The sequence below is a fragment of the Cytobacillus sp. FSL R7-0680 genome (assembly GCF_038009245.1).
Taxonomy (GTDB): domain Bacteria; phylum Bacillota; class Bacilli; order Bacillales; family Cytobacillaceae; genus Cytobacillus; species Cytobacillus kochii.
In genome coordinates this window covers 1,290,227-1,312,908 of sequence record NZ_JBBPAO010000001.1, presented here as the reverse complement: position 1 = coordinate 1,312,908, position 22,682 = coordinate 1,290,227, and the positions used below count along the sequence as shown (strand labels likewise).

The 22,682-nt window shown below is 36.1% G+C and carries 24 protein-coding genes and 2 riboswitches; of the genes, 17 read left to right on the top strand and 7 right to left on the bottom strand.

The genetic code is table 11. The annotated features are described in order from the left end of the window. Positions 1 to 12: 12 nt before the first annotated feature. The 4 genes from MKY26_RS06605 (at position 13) to MKY26_RS06590 (ending at position 4,451) form a co-directional block, all read left to right on the top strand. Complete coding sequence (locus MKY26_RS06605; RefSeq protein ID WP_307318477.1) at positions 13 to 1,149, top strand: sensor histidine kinase; 1,137 nt, start codon at positions 13 to 15, stop codon at positions 1,147 to 1,149. Then, positions 1,146 to 1,745, top strand: a complete 600-nt coding sequence (locus tag MKY26_RS06600) for a response regulator transcription factor (protein ID WP_095373190.1) — start codon at positions 1,146 to 1,148, stop codon at positions 1,743 to 1,745. The genes MKY26_RS06605 and MKY26_RS06600 overlap by 4 nt, the downstream gene beginning before the upstream one ends. Positions 1,746 to 2,166: 421 nt before the next feature. Then, positions 2,167 to 3,267, top strand: coding sequence for a branched-chain amino acid aminotransferase (locus MKY26_RS06595; protein WP_095373191.1), 1,101 nt, complete (start codon positions 2,167 to 2,169; stop codon positions 3,265 to 3,267). A 278-nt stretch (positions 3,268 to 3,545) separates the two neighbouring features. Beyond that, positions 3,546 to 4,451 carry a nuclease-related domain-containing protein gene (locus MKY26_RS06590; protein WP_341093962.1) on the top strand — a complete coding sequence of 302 codons (906 nt, stop codon included), beginning with the start codon at positions 3,546 to 3,548 and terminating at the stop codon, positions 4,449 to 4,451. A gap of 418 nt (positions 4,452 to 4,869) precedes the next feature. On the opposite strand, the gene MKY26_RS06585 is transcribed toward MKY26_RS06590, so the two are convergent. Further along, positions 4,870 to 5,376, bottom strand: a complete 507-nt coding sequence (locus tag MKY26_RS06585; protein ID WP_307318488.1) for a shikimate kinase — start codon at positions 5,374 to 5,376, stop codon at positions 4,870 to 4,872. Between the two features lie 126 nt (positions 5,377 to 5,502). Next, positions 5,503 to 5,610, top strand: a riboswitch (TPP riboswitch). 43 nt (positions 5,611 to 5,653) lie between these two features. Continuing rightward, positions 5,654 to 5,746: riboswitch (TPP riboswitch) on the top strand. A 71-nt stretch (positions 5,747 to 5,817) separates the two neighbouring features. On the opposite strand from MKY26_RS06585, the gene thiW reads away from it, so the two are divergent. The 5 genes from thiW to MKY26_RS06560 all read left to right on the top strand — a co-directional run bounded on the left by thiW (position 5,818) and on the right by MKY26_RS06560 (position 9,303). Next, positions 5,818 to 6,339 carry an energy coupling factor transporter S component ThiW gene (thiW, locus tag MKY26_RS06580; RefSeq protein ID WP_095373195.1) on the top strand — a complete coding sequence of 174 codons (522 nt, stop codon included), beginning with the start codon at positions 5,818 to 5,820 and terminating at the stop codon, positions 6,337 to 6,339. Then, the gene (gene thiD, locus MKY26_RS06575) at positions 6,308 to 7,114 is read left to right on the top strand and encodes a bifunctional hydroxymethylpyrimidine kinase/phosphomethylpyrimidine kinase (RefSeq protein WP_307318492.1); all 807 of its coding nucleotides are present in this window, start codon (positions 6,308 to 6,310) and stop codon (positions 7,112 to 7,114) included. Before thiW ends, thiD begins: the two co-directional genes overlap by 32 nt. Beyond that, positions 7,114 to 7,923, top strand: coding sequence for a hydroxyethylthiazole kinase (gene thiM, locus MKY26_RS06570; protein ID WP_341093948.1), 810 nt, complete (start codon positions 7,114 to 7,116; stop codon positions 7,921 to 7,923). Before thiD ends, thiM begins: the two co-directional genes overlap by 1 nt. Further along, positions 7,923 to 8,531, top strand: a complete 609-nt coding sequence (thiE, locus tag MKY26_RS06565) for a thiamine phosphate synthase (protein WP_341051192.1) — start codon at positions 7,923 to 7,925, stop codon at positions 8,529 to 8,531. Before thiM ends, thiE begins: the two co-directional genes overlap by 1 nt. Before the next feature lie 145 nt (positions 8,532 to 8,676). Continuing rightward, on the top strand, positions 8,677 to 9,303 hold the full coding sequence (locus MKY26_RS06560; RefSeq protein WP_095373199.1) for an FMN-dependent NADH-azoreductase: 627 nt from the start codon (positions 8,677 to 8,679) through the stop codon (positions 9,301 to 9,303). Between the two features lie 353 nt (positions 9,304 to 9,656). Here MKY26_RS06560 and MKY26_RS06555 read toward each other — a convergent pair whose 3' ends face one another. After that, on the bottom strand, positions 9,657 to 10,439 hold the full coding sequence (locus MKY26_RS06555) for a hypothetical protein (protein WP_322909392.1): 783 nt from the start codon (positions 10,437 to 10,439) through the stop codon (positions 9,657 to 9,659). A 130-nt stretch (positions 10,440 to 10,569) separates the two neighbouring features. Between MKY26_RS06555 and pepF the strand changes: the two genes are divergently transcribed. Then, entirely contained in the window at positions 10,570 to 12,360 is a 1,791-nt protein-coding gene (gene pepF, locus MKY26_RS06550) for an oligoendopeptidase F (RefSeq protein WP_341093932.1), read from the top strand. A 61-nt stretch (positions 12,361 to 12,421) separates the two neighbouring features. Beyond that, a complete protein-coding gene (locus MKY26_RS06545; RefSeq protein WP_341093925.1) occupies positions 12,422 to 13,537 on the top strand; it encodes an NAD(P)/FAD-dependent oxidoreductase in 1,116 nt (371 codons plus the stop codon). Positions 13,538 to 13,608: 71 nt separating this feature from the next. Here MKY26_RS06545 and MKY26_RS06540 read toward each other — a convergent pair whose 3' ends face one another. Continuing rightward, entirely contained in the window at positions 13,609 to 14,433 is an 825-nt protein-coding gene (locus tag MKY26_RS06540; RefSeq protein ID WP_095373203.1) for an aldo/keto reductase, read from the bottom strand. Positions 14,434 to 14,614: 181 nt separating this feature from the next. Here MKY26_RS06540 and MKY26_RS06535 point away from each other — a divergent pair, with 181 nt between their 5' ends. Beyond that, entirely contained in the window at positions 14,615 to 15,295 is a 681-nt protein-coding gene (locus MKY26_RS06535) for an NAD-dependent epimerase/dehydratase family protein (protein ID WP_095373204.1), read from the top strand. Between the two features lie 29 nt (positions 15,296 to 15,324). After that, on the top strand, positions 15,325 to 16,149 hold the full coding sequence (locus tag MKY26_RS06530; protein WP_341098669.1) for a 2OG-Fe(II) oxygenase: 825 nt from the start codon (positions 15,325 to 15,327) through the stop codon (positions 16,147 to 16,149). 189 nt (positions 16,150 to 16,338) lie between these two features. Here MKY26_RS06530 and MKY26_RS06525 read toward each other — a convergent pair whose 3' ends face one another. From MKY26_RS06525 to MKY26_RS06515, 3 genes are all read right to left on the bottom strand, one after another. After that, positions 16,339 to 16,740, bottom strand: coding sequence for a VOC family protein (locus MKY26_RS06525; RefSeq protein ID WP_307318512.1), 402 nt, complete (start codon positions 16,738 to 16,740; stop codon positions 16,339 to 16,341). A gap of 547 nt (positions 16,741 to 17,287) precedes the next feature. Then, positions 17,288 to 17,470: an SE1832 family protein gene (locus tag MKY26_RS06520; protein WP_095373208.1), complete on the bottom strand. Its 183-nt coding sequence runs from the start codon at positions 17,468 to 17,470 to the stop codon at positions 17,288 to 17,290. Between the two features lie 301 nt (positions 17,471 to 17,771). Then, entirely contained in the window at positions 17,772 to 18,527 is a 756-nt protein-coding gene (locus MKY26_RS06515) for a TraR/DksA C4-type zinc finger protein (RefSeq protein WP_307318515.1), read from the bottom strand. Between the two features lie 283 nt (positions 18,528 to 18,810). Here MKY26_RS06515 and MKY26_RS06510 point away from each other — a divergent pair, with 283 nt between their 5' ends. After that, positions 18,811 to 19,584, top strand: coding sequence for an arylamine N-acetyltransferase family protein (locus MKY26_RS06510; protein WP_095373210.1), 774 nt, complete (start codon positions 18,811 to 18,813; stop codon positions 19,582 to 19,584). A gap of 37 nt (positions 19,585 to 19,621) precedes the next feature. Here MKY26_RS06510 and MKY26_RS06505 read toward each other — a convergent pair whose 3' ends face one another. Next, positions 19,622 to 19,864 (bottom strand): DUF1450 domain-containing protein, encoded by a 243-nt coding sequence (locus MKY26_RS06505; protein WP_095373211.1) that lies wholly within the window; start codon positions 19,862 to 19,864, stop codon positions 19,622 to 19,624. A 129-nt stretch (positions 19,865 to 19,993) separates the two neighbouring features. Between MKY26_RS06505 and murB the strand changes: the two genes are divergently transcribed. From murB to MKY26_RS06490, 3 genes are all read left to right on the top strand, one after another. Beyond that, entirely contained in the window at positions 19,994 to 20,926 is a 933-nt protein-coding gene (gene murB / locus MKY26_RS06500) for a UDP-N-acetylmuramate dehydrogenase (RefSeq protein WP_341093898.1), read from the top strand. Then, on the top strand, positions 20,919 to 21,404 hold the full coding sequence (locus MKY26_RS06495) for a flavin reductase family protein (RefSeq protein ID WP_233435247.1): 486 nt from the start codon (positions 20,919 to 20,921) through the stop codon (positions 21,402 to 21,404). The genes murB and MKY26_RS06495 overlap by 8 nt, the downstream gene beginning before the upstream one ends. A gap of 101 nt (positions 21,405 to 21,505) precedes the next feature. Next, positions 21,506 to 22,288, top strand: coding sequence for an ABC transporter ATP-binding protein (locus MKY26_RS06490; RefSeq protein ID WP_341093891.1), 783 nt, complete (start codon positions 21,506 to 21,508; stop codon positions 22,286 to 22,288). Positions 22,289 to 22,682: the final 394 nt, after the last annotated feature.

Here is a 22,682-nt window from a genome sequence, read left to right as displayed (position 1 = left end):
CGGAGGTTTATAATGTCATATCCACTTTTATATAAATTAAAAAGCTCTGGGATGACACCATACATATGGATTATCCTGACGATTCTCCCTTTTTATTTTATCTTTCAATCTTCAACGACTTGGGAGATTATTGTTGGTATCATATTAACGGTCGTCTTTTTTATCACTTTTCGTTTTGCCTTCATATCTAATAAATGGCCAGTTTATATATGGTCTCTTTTATTGATTGCAGTTTCAATGACCATGTTAATTATTTATCAGTATGTGTATTTTGCTTTTTTCATCGCTTATTATAATGGATATATAAGAAATAGAGTGGCGTTTTTTATTGTTTATATCATTCACATTGTTTCAACGACTGTAGCCATTAATTACAATATCGTTGTTAAAAGTGACATGTTTTTAAGTCAAATTCCATTTGTGATTATTATTTTAGTGAGTATGATATTGTTGCCTTTTAATATCTATAATAAAAGAAAACAAGAGAGGCTAGAGAAACAATTAGAATACGCGAACCAAAGAATTGCCGACCTTGTTAAACAAGAAGAACGTCAAAGAATTGCGCGTGACTTACATGATACACTTGGTCAAAAACTCTCACTAATAGGATTAAAGAGTGACCTGGCGAGAAAGTTAATTCAAAAAGATCCAGAACAAGCAAAAGTTGAATTAAAAGATGTTCAGCAAACAGCCCGTACAGCATTGAATGAAGTACGGAAAATGGTATCGCAAATGAGAGGAATACGATTGCAGGAAGAAGTCGTTCGTATAAAGGAAATTTTACAAGCAGCGCAAATGGATATGGAAATCAATGAACCATTAAAAGAAGCTTACACTTCCATTTTTATAGAAAATATTATTAGTATGTGCTTAAAAGAAGCGGTTACAAATGTAGTCAAACATAGTCGAGCGACAAAATGTTCGGTAGCAATAGAAGAACGAAATAAAGAATTAGTCGTTACAGTAAAGGATAATGGAATAGGCATTACGAATAGTGAGAAAAAAAGCTATGGTAATGGGATTAATGGCATGAAAGAAAGATTAGAATTTGTAAATGGCCATTTGGACATCAGTTGTGACGAGGGTACGACAATTTCAATTATTGTTCCACTTGTCGTTAAACAAGTTGAAGGAGGAGATTTGGCATGATTCGAATTGTCATTGCAGAAGACCAAAGAATGATGTTAGGCGCACTCGGTTCGTTACTGAACCTTGAGGATGATATGCAAGTCGTTGGTCAAGCCTCCAATGGAGAAGAGGCCGTTACATTAGTGCAAGAACTAAGTCCCGATATTTGTATTATGGACATTGAAATGCCTTTAAAAACAGGGTTAGAAGCAGCTGAAGCAATTAAAAACAGGGGCATAAAGGTTATTATTTTAACCACTTTTGCAAGATCTGGATATTTTCAACGAGCGATAAAAGCAGGGGTACGGGGCTATTTATTAAAAGATAGCCCGAGTGAAGAGTTAGCTGATTCGATTCGTAATGTCATGGCAGGCAAAAGAATTTTTGCCCCGGAACTGATGGATGATGTCTACCGAGAAGAAAATCCCTTAACAGAACGTGAGAAAGCGGTACTTGAATTAATGGCAGAGGGAAAAAGCACTAAAGAAATTGCCTCTATATTAACGATTAAAGTTGGTACAGTTCGTAATTATATATCAGCTATATTGGAGAAGTTAGAAGTAACAAACAGAATCGAAGCCATCACAGAGTCAAAAAACAAAGGCTGGTTTCATTAATGAATACTCGTGACGAGCAGGAAGTCACGAGTATTTTTTGTATTTCTTGACTAATTATCTAAAAAACCAAACCTTTTTTTTGCATAATATTTCATGCAAATCATTTCAATAAAAAGCTAGTAAAATCCTGTATTTATAGGGAAATTATAAATTTGTAAGAATAATAGAAAAGTTTCAGAAACTGTGTTGACAATACCAAAAATAGGGTTCATAATATTTTAAACAATCAATGTACTTTATTAAGGAAATGTTATATTGATTTTATGTATTAAAGTAATAAATTCTTAATATCGTATAAATTGCGAAGGAGTAGTTTAATCATCAAAGTATTTCGTTTACAATGGTGCATAATACCACAAGAAAAAGAGTAAAGATGTTTAACGGCACTTTAAATTGATCTTAGACAGGGAGTAGAGTAGAAATGAATGATTATCAGTTTGAAATCCAAAGACGTGCAACCAAAAAAGAAAAACCGGCATTTGATCAGTTGATTTTCGGTAGGAACTTTACAGATCATATGTTTGTAATGGACTATCATGCAGACAAGGGGTGGCATGATGGACGTATTGTCCCTTATGAGCCATTACAAATTGACCCGTCTGCAATGGTATTTCATTATGGCCAAAGTGTTTTCGAAGGATTAAAGGCATATTTATCTGAAGATCAGGAAGTGCTCATGTTCAGACCATATAAAAATATGGAGAGACTGAACAAATCGAACAACAGACTCTGTATTCCGCCAATTGACGAAGAACTTGCTGTTCAAGCATTAAGACAATTAATTGCAGTTGATCGTGATTGGGTTCCAAATGTAGAAGGAACATCGCTATATATTCGTCCATTTATTATTTCTACAGAACCTTATTTAGGCGTTGCTCCATCACATCAATACAAATTTATTATTATCATGTCACCAGTCGGTGCCTATTATAAAGAAGGAATTAACCCAGTGAAAATCGCTGTCCAAAGCGAATATGTTCGTGCAGTCAAAGGTGGAACGGGTAATGCCAAAACAGGAGGAAACTATGCTGCTAGCCTAAAAGCACAAGAAGTAGCAGAACAGGAAGGATATTCACAAGTACTTTGGTTAGATGGCAAGGAAAATAAATATGTTGAAGAAGTAGGAAGCATGAATATTTTCTTTAAAATTAACGGTGAAGTCGTTACACCTGAATTGAACGGAAGCATTTTAGAAGGCGTTACAAGAAACTCTGTTATTGAACTCATTAAAGACTGGGGTATTCCTTTATCTGAGCGTCGTATCTCAATCGATGAGATCTATGAAGCGCAAAAAAATGGCACGCTAGAAGAAGCATTCGGAACGGGTACTGCAGCGGTCATTTCACCAGTCGGAGAACTATTCTGGAATAACGAAAAACTTACCATTGGTGGCGGACAAACAGGTGAAATCGCCGGCAAACTTTACGAAACGCTAACAGGAATCCAAAAAGGAAAAGTAGAAGATAAATTTGGTTGGATTGTGAAAGTAGACGAAGAAAAAGCTGTTACGACAGCAATTTAATAGAAGAAAAAAACCACTTGCCATTGATGGTAAGTGGTTTTTTAAAAAGGTTAGGCTAGAAATGTGGATAGCGGTAAAAGTGGACAAAAACTGAAAGAATAAAGACGAAGTGATGGACTTAGTGAGAAAATGGAATGACTGCATATATTAAAATCACAAAAGAGTTTTACACTTTTTAACAAGCAAATTTGTACTATCTATTAGAGAAGTTATATATATTGGTATTTTTTTATGTTAAAAATTCGTTATAATAGAGTAAAAAGAAAGGATGAAGTAATTTGCCAGACCTAAAACCACTCAATCCCTCTTATCAACTCCGATTATTACGCGTGCTCCATCTTAGATCAAAATTGTCCCCTGAGAATGAACAATATCTCAAAATGTTAGAAAAAGGATATGAAGGAGAAAGTAAATGGCGAGATGATTTGCAGCAACTTTCACCAAAATTCCCCATTCTTTATGATGTATTGCTAGAAATTAATCATACATCCTTCCAAATTGATGCTCTCTGTTTAACTCCTCACAAACTCATTGCTTTCGAAGTGAAAAATTATAGTGGTGATTTTTTGGTTCAGGACACTAAATGGTATTCACCAACAAACAAGGAAATTAAAAATCCCCTTCTACAAATCCAAAGAAATGAAACCCTCCTACACCAATTCCTTACTAAGCACGAATTAAACATTGCATTTGATTATCTACTTGTTTTTGTCCATCCCGAGTTTATGTTATATGACCGTACAAAGAAACAAAATGTTATTCTTCCACCGCAAATTCCACGATTATTAAGAGAACTAAATCAAATGGACATTCAACACTCTCCATTTCATACAAAAATTGTTCACACTTTTTTGAGTCATCATAAAGAAGAGAATTATGCTAGAAAAATCGATTATTGTACGGAGGATTTGGTAAAAGGAGTGGTTTGTCGAGAGTGCAGTGGGCAGATGAGGCGAGCGAGTTTGCGCAAATTTCATTGCTCAAAATGTAGGAGGAATATTTCATCTTATGATGCATTAAGTGAAGCAATCAATGACTTTATTATTCTTTTTCCATCAGAAAAAGTAACAAAGACGGCGATTTATGATTGGTGTGGAGGAGCAATCAGTAGTTCCGCAATACAACGATTCTTACAAGAGAAATATACACTTAATGGTGGTGGAAATTATTTTTATTATCATTAATGGGTTTTAAAAAAGAAGAAATAGTTGAATTATTTAGTAATGAAGTGAAGTAACAGTACCGTATAGATTGACCGGTATTCTGATGGGTTTAATCTACTAGTAAGCAGTTATAAGTTGAACAAAGGACTTTGTGCACAAAAAAATTTATATGACATCGCAAAAAAGGGGATAGTAAGTCACTCAATAGGAGAATCAGAGAAGAGCGCCTCGCAAAAGGGTTTAGCTAGTCACTCAGAAAGAAAACCAGAGATAACCGCCTCACAAAAAGGGAGTTATTCAGCAATTTATTTAGAACCAAACACAAATGAAAGCCGAGCAAGGGAGTGCCCGGCTTTCATAAATTCGTTTAGGATAATGCGAATTACTTAGATAGTAAAAGAAATATTCTAATGAACTATAACCATAATCATCACAAGCTTTATCCTATCCCACTAACAATCAATTCAGCAGCTTCTTCAGCTGTTTTCCCGTCAACATTGATTTTTAGATGATATGGTTGATAATGAGCTTGTCTTTCTTTGTAGAGATGATACATTTCGTCAGTAGAAAGACCATTCAATTTCGGTCTTGTATCTTTAATCAATGGGTATCGATCGAGCCAATTTTCCCATGAGAGCTCGATAAGGACAACGGTACTGTTTTGTAAACAAATTTCGCGGTTCTTACTGTTTAAAAAGGCGCCGCCGCCTAATGAAAGAATCTGTTTTTCTTCGGCAGATAGTTGTTCAATCAATTCGCTTTCAGCTTTTCGAAAAACTTCTTCACCATGATCAAGGAAAATTTTTGAAGTTGACATCCCAAACTGTTGTTCAATGCGTTCATCCGTGTCGATTAAACCCCACTGTAATTTCTTAGCTAATTCCGTTCCTATGGATGTCTTTCCGACCCCCATAAACCCAATAAGTACAATACTCTTATCTTCCATAGACTGTCCTCCCGAATAATATATAAAATATCATATCATAACGTTTTATGTCGCAACATCGTTTCTATCCAATGTTTTTTATTTTCATTTCTATCATTTCATGTTATATTGACATCATATATTATAAGTTTTCACTGGGGGTGCCTTCACATAGAGGCTGAGATTGAATGCCGTTCAAAACCCTTTGAACCTGATCTGGTTTGTACCAGTGGAGGGAAGTGTGTCGATGTAGTCGTCCTCGCTTCCTTTTGGAAGTAGAGGATTTTTTTTATATATGAATAAATGCTAGGGGTGCCAAATACTTGGCTGAGATGAACCCTTTGAACCTGATCTAGTTAATACTAGCGTAGGGAAGCGAGTGACGTCATACATATCATGATGACCAAAGCCGCTTATTCAAAATAGCGGCTTTTTTATTTTTATCGAAAGGAGGAAAGGTCTATGAATAAAATCCAAAAAATGACGATGACGGCAACGATTGCAGCCATCACTACTGTGTCGAGTAGTCTCATTTTTATTCCGATTGGAATAGCGAAAATTTTTCCGATTCAGCACTTGGCGAATGTATTATCTGCTGTACTTCTTGGACCATGGTATGCCGTTAGTCAAGCGTTTCTTTCATCTACATTGAGAAATATGATGGGGACTGGAAGTGTTTTTGCCTACCCCGGGAGTATGATTGGCGCATTACTTGCAGGGTTCCTTTATCAAAAAACGAAAAAAATTGGCTTCTCAGCACTAGGTGAAGTCGTTGGAACAGGAATGATAGGGGCAGTAGCGACTTATCCGATTAGTACATTACTTTTAGGACAAGAAGCAACCCTTTTCGGATTCCTACCAGCATTTATGGTGAGCTCGTTTACTGGAGCAATTTTAGGATATGGTTTATTAAGAGTATTAATTAAGAATAAAGCTATTGGAGGTTACATCAATGAAAACAGCATTAACGATCGCAGGTTCTGATTCAGGAGGAGGAGCTGGGATTCAAGCAGATCTTAAAACTTTTTCCGCCAATGGTGTGTTTGGCATGTCCGTCATTACGGCGATTACCGCTCAAAATACAGTAGAGGTACGTTCGGTACAGGATATAGAAATCAATATTATAAAAGACCAAATAGAAGCTGTGTTTGATGATATCCAAGTTGATGCTGTCAAAATCGGGATGTTGTCATCTAGTGAGACTGTAAAAATCGTCGCAGACCGTTTAAATCATTATAGTCCAAAAGTGATTGTGTTAGATCCTGTTATGGTTTCAAAAGGTGGACATCATCTTTTAAAGGAACAAGCTATTGAAGCATTAAAAGCGAAAATGTTACCACTTGCGACTGTAATTACGCCAAACATTCCTGAAGCTGAAGTACTTTCGGGTATGACAATTCGCACGGTTGATGATATGGAGCAAGCTTGTAAAAAATTATATGAATTAGGGCCAAAAGCCGTCTTATTAAAAGGTGGACATTTAGAAGGAGAACCGAATGACTTATTATGGGATGGACAAAGTTTCAACTGGTTTAATGGTCGAAGAGTAGAGACAAAAAACACCCATGGTACAGGTTGTACTCTATCATCTGCCATTGCTGCTGGGTTAGCAAAAGGGGAAGAACTTATTGAGGCCATACAGTCTGCGAAAAATTATATTTCCATAGCGATTGAGCATAGCCTAGCACTCGGTAATGGGCATGGTCCGACAAATCATTTTTATGAGTTATACAACAAAGCAAAGATGGAGGAAAGATAATGGCGATTTCAAGTGAAGCAGTTGAGAGAGTCTTTCAGCAGTTACAAGAACATACCCCACTCATTCATCATTTAACAAATACAGTAACTATTAATGATTGTGCAAATGTGACCCTAGCAATGGGCGGTTCACCTGTTATGGCCACCCAACTCTTAGAAGTAGAAGAAATGGCTATGGTGGCAGATGGGCTCGTAATTAATTTTGGTACTATTAATGATGCGATGTTTGCGGCAATGATTAAAGCTGGACAAACTGCCAATCAAAAAGGGGCCCCAGTAATATTTGATCCAGTTGGTGTTGGTGCAACCACTTATCGCACAAATAAGGCAAAAGAGCTAATTAGCACAATAAAAGTGTCCATTATTCGCGGCAATGCTTCTGAAGTTTCTGCTCTTATTGGTAAGAATACAAAAACGCGTGGTGTTGATGCAGGGGCAATTGAAATAGCACCTGAAGCACTTGCAAAGGAGGCAGCTGAAGTCCTAAACTGTCTCATTGTTATTAGTGGAAAAGAAGATGTCATTACAGATGGGAAGCAATTAGTTGTGATTGATAATGGAGATTATCTTTTGACGAAGGTAACAGGAACTGGTTGCATGACAGCTTCATTAGTAGCAACTGCTGCTGCTGTTTCAGAAAATTGGTTTGACGGGGCTGTTATTGGTATGGCTACTATGAGTCTAGCAGGGGAAATCGCAGCTAAGAGCTTACATGCCGGTGAAGGGTTAGGTTCATTTCGAGTGAAGCTAATGGATACGATTAGTACAATGAATGCAGCCATATGGCTAGATGGAGTGAGGCAAAACTAATGGATTACCGTTTATATTTAGTCACAGATGATAAAATAGCAAACAATGAATTATATGATATTGTTCGAAGTGGTGTAAAAGGTGGTGTGACCATCGTTCAATTAAGAGAGAAGACAGCGGATGGTCAACTCTTTTATGAAAAGGCGAAAATATTACAATCTATATTAAAACCATTGGATATTCCACTGATTATTAATGATAGAGTAGACATCGCTTTAGCGGTAGGTGCAGCAGGTGTGCATGTTGGACAAGATGATCTGCCATGTGCCGTCGTTAGAAAGATTGTTCCTGATGATATGGTAGTTGGTATCTCTGTATCCAATGTGGAAGAAGCGAAACTTGCTCAAGAACAAGGAGCAAATTATGTTGGAATAGGTTCGGTGTTTCCGACAATTTCTAAATCAGATGCTGATTTATTAGCACCAGGTATGCTCGAGGAAATCATTGCAGCGATTGATATTCCTGCTGTCGCTATTGGTGGTATTCAACTAGAAAACATAAAAATGCTTAAAAATCGAGGGTTAGCAGGTGTTTCTGTTGTCTCAGCAATTAGTAAATCTAAAAATCCAGAAAAGTCAGCTCGAGATTTACTTCAATTATTCCTTTAGACCTAAAAAATATCATAAGTGTAGTTAAAGAGAACTTATTCCATTGACAAGATACTATTAATATACTAAAATTACTTTTGGTTCGAGATATTTCATTTTAGTGTATTTCGAATAAATTATTACGACATTCGGAGGTCTTCACATAATGGCAAAAGTTCTATTTGTAAACGCAAGTGATCGTCCAGTTGAAGCTGGAATTTCTGTAAAAATGTATCATGCATTTTTACAATCATATAAAGAATCAAATCCATCAGATGATATTACGGAATTGAATCTTTTTGAAGAAAACATGCCTTACTATGGTAATGATGCAATCAATGGTACTTTTAAAAAGAACCAAGGGTTGGAATTAACTGCTGCAGAAGAAAAGGGTGCGGCGCTAGTTGAGAAGTATTTAAATCAGTTCTTTGATGCTGATAAAATCGTTTTCGCATTCCCACTTTGGAATTCAACTGTACCAGCTCCATTGATCAGCTATGTTTCTTACTTAGCTCAAGCAGGTAAAATGTTTAAATATACTGCTGAAGGTCCAGTAGGATTTGCTGGCGACAAGAAAGTGATGCTTTTAAATGCTAGAGGTTCTGATTATTCACTAGAAGGTATGGCTGCTGGCGAAATGGCAGTTAACTTAGTAAAAACAATTATCAGCCTTTGGGGCATTACTTCTCCGTCAGAAGTAGTGATTGAAGGACATAACCAATACCCAGATCGTACACAAGATATTATTGAAGAAGGATTACAAAACGTAGCTAAAGCTGCTGCTCAATTCTAATTCGATACGAAAGCATCTCTATATTTTTGTAGAGGTGCTTTTTTTGTCTAAAGGACGTCCTAAAACTTGTATATAGGAAATCACGGTCGCTCATTCTTTGTGTAAACCTTGAATAAACTTGACCAGTATCACACAACTCGATGATGTGTAAAGAGATTAGGGTTCAAAAAAGGAAGACATTTTAAACAAGCTAGTAAGATAAAAACGTATACGCAATTAAATATGTTTTTTAACTACAAGCATGAATGATTGCTGAGGAACTATTTGTCGAATCAGTACCCAAACTGTTACGAGATTACTTGCTTATCTTAAAGTAGAACAAAACAGAGTGAGGAATGGCCTCACTCTGTTTGCTATTGTTTTTCAATTTTTGAAGGATTGTTTATTTTATAAGGTACTGTTTCTTCTACTTTATGCTCTTCATCGACATCGTCTTGGGCTTTTGGTAATTTCTTTTTGACGATTTTGCCATTAAAGGAAAGTTTGTCTCCGATAGCTAATTCTTGTTTTTTTAATGTTTTAGAGTGACTGCACCAAGCTAGTCCAATTGGTAAAGGGTCGTCTTGATGAATGACAACCTCATCGAGCACAATGACTTCATCATGGTCCTCAGTGAAATGGTTATAGCTTAGCGCAAATTGCTTCACAATTGCTGAAAAAGCCACCTTATCTTCAGGAAGTTGGATTTTTTTAGCTGCTTCTTTTTTCTTTGTTTTCGTTTTTGTAGCTGTGATTTTCGGCGGTGTTGGCGCTTGCTCTTTTGTTTTTTCGTCGGCCTGTTTTTCTTCTATTTGTGCGGTGTTTGGTTGTCCAGCAGCATCAAAAGCTTCTTTACCAAAGTTGCCTGCTTGCATTTCTTTTAAATAAGCCGGATGAATGCAACTTAGTTTTCCATCTTGGAACTTGATTACAATGGTGTAATGATCATCTTCTTCACCGTATGCTTGATAGCCGACAATTTCTACTTTGCGTTGATGGGTTTTTTGTTTAAACCAAAACGTTTTCTTGGCAGGCAGCTTCCATTCTTTTAACTTAGTTTCGTATTCTTCTTCAGATTCAAACGGTTGAATCTCACCTTGAGGTGGGAGATAATTAGTTTGATTCGCATCCTCGATATGAGGTAATGTAATAGCCATGATTGGATCTCCTTTCCTTTTTCCATTATTAATTACTATAAAAAGGTTTAAGAATGGCGAAATAGAATATATTTAGTTAATATAACGCATATGAGCAAAAAAATGAACTATTTAAGGAGTGTTAAAAATTATGACGACCTATTCTAGTCGAAAAGAGATTCCCGTAGAAGAAACTTGGAATATCACTGATATTTATAGTGAGGAGTCTGAGTGGCAAAAGGATTATGAATCCATTCAGTCGTTAGCGCAGGAGTTAGCTGGGTTCGAGGGGGAAATAAGCGATGGTCAAAGTTTATTTCAATTTCTGAAGAAGCAGGAAGATTTATCTTATTTGTTTGGTAAAGTATATGCTTATGCGATGTTACAATCTGATGTTGATACAAGGGATAGTCGTGCTCAAAGTTTATTAGATCAATCGAAACAACTAAGTGTAAAAGTAAGTAGTGCAACTTCTTTCTTTATGCCGTTTTTACTTAGCTTAGATGAAGCGACATTAAAAGCTTATATTAAAGAAGAAGAAGGGCTGCAATATTTTGAAGAAGACTTACTCGAATCGTTTCGTTATAAAGCGCATGTGCTTTCAACTGAGCAAGAAAGTTTATTATCACAACTCGGTGAATCACTTTCTGCACCATCAAATACATATAATATGATTAATAATGCTGATATTGAGTTTGGTCTCGTAACAAATGATAATGGTGAAAAAGTAGAACTTACACGAGGAATGTATGCGAAATTAATTGAAAGTGATGATCGACAAAAGCGGAAAGAAGCGTATAAGGCGTATTATAAGCCTTATGTACAACTTAAAAATACAATCGGCTCGACTTTATCAGCAGCGATCAAGAATAATGTTACAACCACAAGAATAAGGCAGTATCCTTCTGCATTAGAAAAAGCATTATTTGGTGATAATGTTCCGAAAGAGGTTTATCATAATCTTATTCAGTCCACAAGAGACCATTTGCAAACGATGCACAAATATACAGCATTAAGAAAAGAGTTATTGCAGTTAGATGAATTAAGACAATACGATTTAAGTGCCCAGCTTGTGAAAGATGTCGATATGCAGATACCATATGAAGAGGCATTTGCGAAGATGTGTAAAGCGTTAGCGCCACTAGGGGAAGAGTATATTTCTACATTGCAATCGTTTAAAGAACATCGTTATATTGATGTAAGAGAAACGAAAGGAAAGCGCTCTGGTGCTTATAATATGGGGGTATATGGTGTACACCCTTATATACTTTTAAATCATCGTGATGATCTTGATAGTATGTTTACACTTGCGCATGAATGTGGCCACGGTGTTCATAGTAAATGGAGTGCCCAGCATCAGCCGCAAATTACGGCAGGCTACAGTATTTTTGTCGCTGAAGTTGCATCAACTGTAAATGAGGTACTTTTAATAAAATATTTACTTGATCACGAAACCAATGAAGACATTAAACGACATTTACTTAATCATTTTATTGATCAGTTTAAAGGCACATTCTTTACACAAGTCATGTTCAGTGAATTTGAATGGAAAACGCATCAATTAGCAGAAGAAGGTAAAACGTTAAATACAGAAGTGTTTAATGGTATTTATGAACAACTATTTAAAGATTATCATGGGGAAAGCCTTGTATTAGATGAAGAGGTAAAATATGGTTGGTCAAGAATTCCGCATTTTTATCGACCATTTTACGTATATAAATATGCGACAGGTTATGCTTCAGCCATTCAATTAGCAACGAAGATTTATAATGGCGATGAGGAAACATTAAAGACTTATCTTGAGTTTCTAAAAAGCGGAAGTTCAGAATTTCCATTAGACTTATTAAAAAATACGGGCGTGGATTTAACGACGTCAAAACCGATTGACGAAGCGTTACAAACGTTTGAAGAGCTTGTGGAAGAGTTCGCAAGATTAAGCTAGAAAGAAAAAAGACGGAAAGCATATTGCCTTTCGTCTTTTATCCATGATGGAGGAAAAAAATATGCAACAAATGATAGTGATTGGAGCAGGCATACTAGGTGCATCTACGGCTTACCATTTAGCGAAAGCTGGTTTTAAGGTGACAGTAATCGATCGGCAAGATGCAGGGCAAGCGACAGAAGCAGCTGCGGGTATCGTCTGCCCATGGTTGTCACAACGTCGAAACAAAGCGTGGTATCAGCTTGCTAAAGGGGGAGCGAAGTATTATCAACAATTAATTCCAGCACTTGAAGCGGAAACTGATCAAGACACCGGTTATAAAAAAGTAGGTGCGATTAGTTTACATCACGACGAAACAAAACTTGAAAAGATGATAGATAGGGCGATAAAAAGGCGAGAAGATGCACCAGAAATCGGTGAAATCAAAAATTATAATCAAGAAGAAACTAGAGACGCCTTTCCACCACTGTCGCAAGATTTTCAATCAGTATATGTGAGTGGAGCGGCTAGAGTAGATGGGCGTAAACTTAGGAAGGCACTGCTAAAAGCCGCCGAACTATATGGCGCAGATATCATTCATGGTGAAGCTTTTTTAGTAAGTGAAAATGGTCAACTAGAAGGGGTAAAGGTGAATGGAGAGCTATTACATGCAGATAAAATCATCGTAACCGCCGGCGTTTGGGCAAGGGAATTATTAGAGCCAATAGGGCTCAACTTTCAAGTTAGCGCTCAAAAAGCACAAATTGTCCATCTTCACGTACCTGATACAGACACATCTGAATGGTCTGTGGTTCAGTCTCCAACAAATCATTATTTACTCTCTTTTGAAGATGGTAAAGTCGTTGTTGGTGCGACACATGAGGATGAACATCCGTTTAATACGAATGTGACAGCAGGGGGCGTGCTTGAAGTATTATCTAAAGCGTTGACTGTGGCACCTGGTTTACAAGCAGCAACTCTTGTTGAGACAAAAGTGGGATTTAGACCGTATACACCTGGTTTTTTACCCGTTATAGGTCAAGTTCCTGGGTACGAGAAACTATATGCTGCCAATGGTTTAGGAGCATCTGGATTAACATCTGGTCCGTATTTAGGTGCGCAATTAGCAAAGCTTGTAAGTGGCGAGGAATTAGATATTGATATAGCCCTATATAATATTAAAGACGCCTTTAGGTAATAAAAAAAGAGGGAGGTGCAAATATAAGAATATTATAGCACTTACCTCTTTATCCTATTGATGAAAGAATATTAGCGAACATTCATATCCGATGGATCTGGTCCTTTTCTTTCATTGCGATTAAGTTTATTAATGGTTTCCATTTGTGCTTGCGAAAGCTCAAAATCAAAGACATCGAAGTTTTCTTTAATTCTAGAAGGAGTAACTGACTTAGGAATAACAATTGTATCGTTCTGCAAATGCCAACGCAGAACTACTTGGGCAGGTGTTTTTCCTACTGAGTTGGCTATTTCTTTAATTGAATCAAGTTGTAATACTTCCCCGCCTTGTTGTAAGGGGCTCCATGCCTCAACATAGATATCATGTTTCTTACAAAATTCCTTTAATTCGTTTTGTGATAAATAGGGGTGACATTCTACTTGATTTAAGACAGGTTTGACTGAACACTCATTTAATATACGTTCTAAATGTTCAATATGAAAGTTGCAGACGCCGATCGCTTTTACACGACCATCTTTATATAATTTCTCTAGTGCTTTATATGTATCTACATAAGTATCGAATTGTGGTGTTGGCCAATGAACCAAGTACAAATCAACATAATCTAATCCTAACTTTTCTAGACTTTCGTCAAACGCTTTTAATGTTTGTTCATATCCTTGATCAGTATTCCAAACTTTTGTCGTAATGAATAGATCTTCTCTAGCAATACCAGCATTTTTAATGGCTTTGCCGACACCTTCTTCATTTTGATAAATCATCGCTGTATCAATGGAACGATACCCAACTTCAATGGCTGTTTGCACAGCAGCGGTTGCTTCCTCATTTTGCACTTGCCAAACACCAAAGCCAAGTTGGGGCATTTCTACTCCATTGTTTAAAGTAATTGTATTCATGTAGTACCTCCTTTAATGTTATGGTCATATTATGGCATATGATGTAATTTTTGCAAAAAGAAAAGCTTCGTGACTAGAAAAAAACAATAAATGCACAATAATTCAAACTTTTTGTTTTTATCTGTACCCGTTTCCATGTATCATAGAATGAAAGGAAAAAATATAGAAGGATGGTTTAAAGATGGGAAAGACTGCGCTGATAGCAGGTGCAACAGGCCTAGTTGGGCAAGAATTATTAAAATTATTACTACAAGATTCGTATGAGAAAGTGATTGCTATTGTTAGAACACCGCTTCATATGAAACATGAAAAATTGATTGAATTAGTCATTGACTTTGATTATTTAGAAGAATATGCCGAACATTTTTGTGTTGATCACGTTTATTGCTGTTTAGGAACGACCATTAAAAAAGCAAAAACAAAAGAGAAAATGATTAAAGTAGATGTAGATTATCCTTATACGATGGCAAAATTAGCGAAAAGTCATGAGGTTGAACATTTTGTCATTATAAGTTCTATCAATGCAAATGCTCGTTCTAAATTGTTCTATCCAAGGATTAAGGGCTTACTAGAAGATAAACTAAAAACATTGTCATTACCTGCATTATCGATTGTAAGGCCTTCATTGTTAATGGGAGAACGATTAGAAAAGCGTAGAGGGGAACTTGCGGGTAAAAAGCTGTATCAACTTTTGTCGCCATTATTGAATGACGAGAAAAAAATGAAATATGCCATTGAAGCCAAGCATGTTGCTCAAGCAATGAAATGTATCACTGATATGGAGAAACAAGGGGTTTGTATTTATTCTTCAGAGCAACTAATGAAGATTGTTCAGTCTCAACAAAACATATTGTCAAAATAGGGGAGGAGTTGACGTCTGTTTTGGAAAAAATGAAAACTATTTCAAATGAACTACAAGATTGGATTATTGATACATTAAAACAAGGAGTAAGTCCATTAGCTATTACGAATGGTCTGATTAAAAAAGGATTTGATGCTAGGTTTGCCTATGAGACAATGTTTGAAATTGCGTTTGCCAGTTCAGATATTAAAGGTGCCTCAACTTATCAATATGAACCTGTCTATTTAAATGAACAACCTCATTCCATTGTGGTAGATAATCAAATGGTGTTTGTTCGCTCTAACTTTATAAAACCAACGATTATCCAATTAGACCATGTATTATCAGATGAGGAATGTGATTTTCTCATTGAACGGGCGAAAAGCCGCCTTCAGCCATCTAAAGTCATAGATGCGAATTCTGGAGCAGAAAAAGCCGCTGCTGGTAGAACGAGCAAAGGGATGTATTTTAAGCTTCAAGAAGATGATTTTATTGCTCGAATTGAAAAACGAATCAGTTTGCTGACCTCTTATCCAATTGAAAATGGGGAAGGTTTGCAAGTATTACATTATGAAGTCGGTGATGAATATAAGTCTCACTTTGATTTTTTTCCGGAAAACCATGTAGACAATCGTAAAGGCGGCCAAAGAATAGCGACGATGCTAATCTATTTGAATGATGTCGAATCAGGCGGTGAAACGATATTTCCAAAGATTAATGCTTCATTTACCCCTAAGAAAGGATCTGCTGTCTTTTTTCACTATAGTAATTCTCTAGGTGAAGTCGATCGCAAATCATTACATTCAAGTTTACCGGTACAAAGAGGAGAAAAGTGGGTGGCAACCAAATGGATTAGACAAAAAGCGATTGATTAAAAGCGTGGTGATGATAAAAATATGGGTGCTGTTTTTTATCATTGTTTTTTTATTTAGTATAGCTTTTTGGATTGATAGAAAAAGGAGGCATCATCCATATTCGCCTCCTACTAATGTAAATATGAGAGAAGATAAAATTATGATGATGGGTGATAACAAGTATTTAAATGGTGGAGAATGACGATGAAACTATGTTGCGGGTGCAACAATTTCGACCTTCATCCGGTCTGGATCTTCAAAATAAACAGCATAATGCCCTGTACCACCAGCGAAGGGGTGCTTATCTTCATAGAGAATTGTGACATGATTTTCTCTTAATTTTTCTGTAATCACATCAACCTGCTCTCGTGACTGTGCATGAAAAGCTAAATGATTAAGGCCAACGCGACAACGATGATAGGGGATGTCTAAATATTTCTCTTCTGCTTGTACAATGACTAAATAACTGTTCTCTATTTTCCAACTTTGTCCGTACTTCCATGTTTGAAAACGACTGTAACCCAGCTCTGTTAATAATATATCCCAAAAAGCTACACTACGTGAAAGTTCTGACACATACAATTCTATATGATGAATCATTCCTTTAGACATTGGTAATGCCTCCTTAGCTTGCCTCATTAATCACTTGATTCCACAGAGAATGCTCATCTTCATCCACCTTTTTAGTTAACTTATACGGTATCAATAGCAACATCATCTTGTAGAAAAGTTACGGTGTTACTGCATAATAACCGATTATACCGTTATGTATTTGAACTTCTTCTAATTGCGAGCTTTCTATATCCGTTATAAGGGTAACTAAATTTAATGAGCAGGTTTCGATTAATACCCCTATTTTTTGTCTTTGTTAGAAATCCAATCGGAAGGGCAACAAGTGGTTTTTTTCTACTATCCTTTATACAACCACAAAGTTTCTCTTTATAAGATTGCTGTCACAAGATATCAAATCAGCGTTCTGTTGACACTCTGTTAAATAGAATGTGAAGGGAAAAATATGAAAATAAGATTATTTTTTAGTGCAAGTCATGTGTTCATCAATTCAGGAAACATCCCCCAAATTAATTGGGGGAAGCCTTCATTATCACTTAATGGACCCGGCTGCAAATCAACAGGCCGTTTCTCACCTATAGTCAACGTATTATTTCTCAAGCTCAGCTTTTAAACGATTAAGCCTTTGTAGTTCTTCTTCAATTTCTTTCATTCGTAATTCTTGTTTCTCAACTGAACGTCCAAATGACTCTAACTTTTCGATATCATCTTGTAAGCGCATATAGTCCATTTTTAACTCTGCTAATTGGTTTTCAATTTCCTTTAATGTCATTTATTCTCCCCACCTATGTATATAATCCTTTTTAGTTTAACGTATATCTTCACTGGTTACTAGTATATGGAGACATAATGAAGACGCTTCTGCATATAGATGGAGTAAGGGAAACGTAAGTCTTTACTTCTTAGAAGAAACGGAGGAATGAACTTCACCATTTATGGAGGAGGATGATTCCGATCGAAGCCGATGTCTTGATTCAATTACTCGTGTTAATTGTCATGATAATCGATCTCGCCAAAGAAGAGAAGTAAAGCAGTGAATAATAAAAAGCGAGACGCTATAGTCTCGCTTTTTATTATTGCTCATCTTCTTCGTTCTCTACATATGGTTCTTCTTCATAAGCTTTTAAATCACCGAAAGTGGTCATAATGCCTTCTTCATCAAGTGCTTCTTCATAAGCACGTAACTGTTTAGTGTCAAAAATTTGAATGTTTTTGCCATCGATATCCGTTCCCACACTATTTTCGAACTCTTCTGTATAGCCAACATTTTCACCGGAATTAAGATACATTTTTTCATAATCTGTTGGGGCATCGTATAAATCTGACGGTCCATCTGAATTCCCCCATTTTGCAACAGATTGCCAGCTATCTTCTTCATCAAAACCGTTATTATCATCATGTGGTACCTCGACATCGGCATTAATGACTTCTTCTTCAATTGGTCTGTACTCATTTAAGTTCTGCTGTTGACTATGTTCAATGCAAGTTGTTGCTGTTGGCAATGCCTCAAGGCGGCTTAAGGGAATCTCTTTTTGACAAACTTGACACACTCCATAAGTTCCTTTTTCTATAGCAGTAAGAGCTGTGCGAATTTCATCCACTTCATCTCTATAATGATCGTCTATGGCTAGGTCCTTTTCTCTTTCATATAATTCAGTCGCAGAATCAGCTGGATGATTATCGTAATTAGATAATTCTCCTGAAAAACCAACATTATTTTGATCTTCATGTAGTCCGAAATGATGATTTTGCTCTATTTGTTGTTCATTTTCCTTCAAAGATTGTGTTAACAATTTTTTAAAATGATGTAGTTGTTCAGCAGATAACATAATGAAGTCCTCCTATCTTTGTTGCTTATATTGTCAGCGGTTTGTCTCTTTATTATGTAAGGTTTATTCAAAGTGATTTGTGTTTGCATGTGTTTGTTTTTTTAGGAATAAAATAGTAGGCAATCTGTGATAGGAGGAATGATTGTTTTGTCTTTTTAAATAATTCTCAGTAATTCAAAGAAACAGAAATATACCTTGAGCTCGCCAAACTTATGCAGATTCATTTATGAGATAGCCGAAGAGTGTTATAGTAGAGTGAAGTTATACCAAAGGATGATGAACAATGACAGACTTGACTATGAAGTTTAAAGAGAAAATTCATTTTCAAGAGAAGATTACATTTAATAATTTGGACGAAGTTCTAAGAAAAACAACAAATATCTTCCCGTTTGAAAACACGAGTATTATGGCGAGAAGTACAACACCTATTACGAAAGAATTAATTGAAGAAACTTGTTTAAACAATGGATTTGGTGGTGTTTGTTATCATTTGAACCCTTTGCTTTTTTATGTATTAAAAGATGAAGGATTAGATGTAAAATTAGTAAAAGGGAATGTCTATGATCACACTAATCAAACATGGTCAAGTACTGGGGACACCCATGTATTTATCATTCTCACTAAAGAAAATAAACCTTTCTTAGTAGATACAGGTTTTGGCAATAATTTACCTTTAAAAGCTGTACCGTTAGACGGTGAAGAAGTCAAATCAGCGAACGGTTTTTTTAGAATCACATACAATAACGATGAATATATTTTAAATATGAAAAAAAACGGTGTACATGATTGGAAAACAGGGTATAAATTCTCTTTGGCAAACACTATACAATCAGAAGATGAATTAACGACCATACAAGACACCATTATTCATAGTGAATCATCACCTTTTAATAAGGGTTATCTATTCACATCTATTAGAGAATATGAAACGGTTACGTTGACAGAAAGTTCCTATACCCTAAATGTAGGGGGAAATATAACGAAAAGAAAAGTAGCAACAGCTGAATTTTTACAATTAGCTAAAGATCTATTTGGGATTACATTAAAAAATAAATAAAAAACTGGAGCCTTTATTAGGCTCCAGTGTGAATGAATTATGCGAACAATGCCAGTTCCTCTTCTATTTTAATGCGTATATTTTCTATGCATTCCGGCAAGTCTTTTCCAAATATCCTTTGTCCGTTTACAAGCGCATATGGTCTCATTTTGCAAAGACCACATAAGTTTTGACAATCATAGCTCATAACAGCTACTTCGGGATATTTTTCTAATAGTGCTTGCAACGCTTCTTCTGACAAGAGGTTCATGTCGCAAATTTCTAGTAATATTAAACCCATGGTTATCACACTTTCTTTCGTCTCACAAAGTACTAGATAAATACATGATTTCATGTTATTTTATTTTTATACCTTTCAGTATAAAAATGCATTGACTTTTTGTAAAGCATAACAGATTGGAGTAAAAAAATGAACATCAAAGAAACATTACGTCAGCTATTAACGAATAGTGATATCTATCCTCAAGAGCCGATGTCAAAACATACATATATACAGGTTGGTGGCGAGGCGGAAATTTACGTACAGCCAAGAAATACTGAAGACGCACAAAAGGTCGTAAAATTTGCCTTCGATAAAAAGATTCCTCTAACTTTACTTGGAAAAGGAGCAAATGTCATTATTAGTGATCATGGTTTACCTGGAATTGTGTTAAACCTGAATCATTTTAATGATATTTCTGTTAATGAAAAACAAATAACAGCAGGTAGTGGCGCTGAAATTATTCATGTTTCTCGTACTGCATATGAACACGGGTTAGATGGGTTAGCGTTCGCATGCGGGATACCAGGAAGTGTAGGCGGTGCGGTATTTATGAATGCAGGGGCATACGGTGGTGAAATCTCGAATGTATTAACAAAGGTCATTGCTTTAAATACGGAAGGTGAGTTATTAACGCTAACACCAGAAGACTTCGATTTTGCTTACCGTACAAGTGCATTTGCTAAGAAAAAGCTAATTGTACTAGAAGCGACATTCACGCTACAAAAAGGAAATAAAGCAGACATAAAAGCAAAGATGGATGAATTTACCTTTGCGAGAGAATCGAAACAACCACTAGAGTATCCTTCTTGTGGTAGTGTCTTTAAACGACCTCCTGGATACTTCGCTGGGAAGTTGATTCAAGATAGCGGCTTACAGGGCTTAACGGTTGGGGGCGCGCAAGTGTCGACGAAACATGCAGGTTTTATGGTGAATATGAATGAAGCGACTGCTAGTGATTATATTCAACTCATTCATCTTGTACAAGAAAAGGTCTTTGCCAATTTTGGTGTGAAGCTAGAAAGAGAAGTACAAATTTTAGGGGATTATGAGGAGAATGAAAGGGGAAAGAATCATGAGTAAAACAGATTTATTTAAAGAAGTCATGGGTAATTACCCTACAGGTGTCACTGTTGTCACAATGATGGACGAAGAAGGCACACCTATCGGTTTAACGGTGAATTCATTCGCTTCTGTTTCATTAGATCCAATGTTATTATTGTGGTCAATAGATAAAAGAGTATCTTCTTATGAGAAGTTCACGCAAACGAAAAAATTTGCTGTCCATGTATTAGCTCATGATCAAGCAGAAGTTTGTTCATTATTTGCTTCAAAAGGTCTTGATCGTTTTAAAAATACTGATTGGTCTGAATCAGCCAATGGATTGCCAATTATTGCTGATTGTGCTGGTGTATTTCAATGTGAGATGCATGACACAATTGAAGCTGGCGACCACAGTATTTTAGTGGGAAAAGTGGTTGATATAGAAAGCAATAAAAAAGAACCGTTATTATATCATAAGCGTAAATTCGCAGGTATTCCTGACAGTTTTTATGAGTGAAATGAATAATTTACATAAACAGGACGGACAAAAGCCAAAAGCACCGTTCTGTTTTTTTATGATGTAAATAACAGAATTTTTGGTTTTTAGGGAGGGTAAAGATGGATACAGTGCTTCAAATAGAAAATGTCTACTGGTCAAGAAATCAGGAGCTCATCCTACAAAATATGAATTGGCATGTAAATAATGGGGATCATTGGGCAGTGCTTGGTTTAAATGGATCAGGAAAGACCACATTATTAAATATGGTTATGGGCTATATTTGGCCAACTAGTGGACAAATATCAGTATTGGGTCATACATACGGAAAAGTAGATTTACAGCAAGTAAGGCAATCCATTGGATGGGTATCCTCTTCTTTTCAAGAGAAGATTCGTCCATATGAACGAGTACAAGATATTATAGTAAGTGGGAAATACGCATCTATCGGACTTTATGAAGAACCTTCAACGGATGATATTGAAGAAGCAAATGAATGGTTAGAGCAATTCCATTTAACCCAATTACAGAATGAAACTTATCAAACCTGCTCTCAAGGTGAGAAACAAAAAATATTAATCGCTCGTGCCCTAATGGCCCATCCAAAATTGCTCATTCTTGATGAACCAACAACGGGACTAGATTTTGTTTCTCGTGAACAGCTGCTGGATTCAATTGCTCGTATCTCAAAACAAAAAGAAGCGCCGACCATTATTTTCGTTACCCATCATATTGAAGAAATCATTCCTATTTTCAATAAATCTCTATTAATCAAAGACGGTACGGTATTTAAAAGTGGAAATACATCTGAGTTACTTACGAGTGAAACATTAACTGATTTTTTTGGCATAACAGTTGAAGTAGACAGGTATTCAAAAAGAATGTCTTTGAAAAAAACATATTGACACAAATATGAAAATAGTGGTAATATTCAAAAGACGCTATTTACAAATGAGAGGAGGTAAGGACGATGAAAGCAAGAGTGAAGGCATTCATGAATACAAATTCATATTCGTCCCTACCTTTTTTTCGATAATGCTTTATTCTTTTAATGAATAGAGGTATGGCAACACGTTCATACCTTAGAAGAGAAATGCGGCCTCTTTATGGGGGCCGCATTTTCTTTTTTTTGGAGAAGTAAATAGGGGAGATAAACAGAGACTTGCCATGTAAATTTCGGTGCAAGTCGAGTTTTTCTAATAGATAGTTGAATAAAGATAAGGGGATGTTAAAGATGAACAGAAAACAAAGAATATTACTATTAAAAAAGCAGCGTATAGGTTGTGGGTAGAGGAATCA

Excerpts from the sequence above, each read along its gene's own strand:
- MKY26_RS06585 (WP_307318488.1), bottom strand. The coding sequence starts at position 5,376 with ATGGAAGATAAGAGTATTGTACTTATTGGGTTTATGGGGGTCGGAAAG.
- MKY26_RS06525 (WP_307318512.1), bottom strand. The coding sequence starts at position 16,740 with ATGTCTAAAGGAATGATTCATCATATAGAATTGTATGTGTCAGAACTT.
- MKY26_RS06600 (WP_095373190.1), top strand. The coding sequence starts at position 1,146 with ATGATTCGAATTGTCATTGCAGAAGACCAAAGAATGATGTTAGGCGCA.
- murB (WP_341093898.1), top strand. The coding sequence starts at position 19,994 with ATGAACATCAAAGAAACATTACGTCAGCTATTAACGAATAGTGATATC.
- MKY26_RS06495 (WP_233435247.1), top strand. The coding sequence starts at position 20,919 with ATGAGTAAAACAGATTTATTTAAAGAAGTCATGGGTAATTACCCTACA.
- MKY26_RS06545 (WP_341093925.1), top strand. The coding sequence starts at position 12,422 with ATGCAACAAATGATAGTGATTGGAGCAGGCATACTAGGTGCATCTACG.
- MKY26_RS06510 (WP_095373210.1), top strand. The coding sequence starts at position 18,811 with ATGACAGACTTGACTATGAAGTTTAAAGAGAAAATTCATTTTCAAGAG.
- MKY26_RS06595 (WP_095373191.1), top strand. The coding sequence starts at position 2,167 with ATGAATGATTATCAGTTTGAAATCCAAAGACGTGCAACCAAAAAAGAA.
- MKY26_RS06505 (WP_095373211.1), bottom strand. The coding sequence starts at position 19,864 with ATGGGTTTAATATTACTAGAAATTTGCGACATGAACCTCTTGTCAGAA.
- thiE (WP_341051192.1), top strand. The coding sequence starts at position 7,923 with ATGGATTACCGTTTATATTTAGTCACAGATGATAAAATAGCAAACAAT.
- thiM (WP_341093948.1), top strand. The coding sequence starts at position 7,114 with ATGGCGATTTCAAGTGAAGCAGTTGAGAGAGTCTTTCAGCAGTTACAA.
- MKY26_RS06515 (WP_307318515.1), bottom strand. The coding sequence starts at position 18,527 with ATGTTATCTGCTGAACAACTACATCATTTTAAAAAATTGTTAACACAA.
- MKY26_RS06490 (WP_341093891.1), top strand. The coding sequence starts at position 21,506 with ATGGATACAGTGCTTCAAATAGAAAATGTCTACTGGTCAAGAAATCAG.
- MKY26_RS06520 (WP_095373208.1), bottom strand. The coding sequence starts at position 17,470 with ATGACATTAAAGGAAATTGAAAACCAATTAGCAGAGTTAAAAATGGAC.
- MKY26_RS06540 (WP_095373203.1), bottom strand. The coding sequence starts at position 14,433 with ATGAATACAATTACTTTAAACAATGGAGTAGAAATGCCCCAACTTGGC.
- thiD (WP_307318492.1), top strand. The coding sequence starts at position 6,308 with ATGAAAACAGCATTAACGATCGCAGGTTCTGATTCAGGAGGAGGAGCT.
- MKY26_RS06560 (WP_095373199.1), top strand. The coding sequence starts at position 8,677 with ATGGCAAAAGTTCTATTTGTAAACGCAAGTGATCGTCCAGTTGAAGCT.
- MKY26_RS06555 (WP_322909392.1), bottom strand. The coding sequence starts at position 10,439 with ATGGCTATTACATTACCTCATATCGAGGATGCGAATCAAACTAATTAT.
- pepF (WP_341093932.1), top strand. The coding sequence starts at position 10,570 with ATGACGACCTATTCTAGTCGAAAAGAGATTCCCGTAGAAGAAACTTGG.
- MKY26_RS06605 (WP_307318477.1), top strand. The coding sequence starts at position 13 with ATGTCATATCCACTTTTATATAAATTAAAAAGCTCTGGGATGACACCA.
- thiW (WP_095373195.1), top strand. The coding sequence starts at position 5,818 with ATGAATAAAATCCAAAAAATGACGATGACGGCAACGATTGCAGCCATC.
- MKY26_RS06530 (WP_341098669.1), top strand. The coding sequence starts at position 15,325 with ATGAAAACTATTTCAAATGAACTACAAGATTGGATTATTGATACATTA.
- MKY26_RS06535 (WP_095373204.1), top strand. The coding sequence starts at position 14,615 with ATGGGAAAGACTGCGCTGATAGCAGGTGCAACAGGCCTAGTTGGGCAA.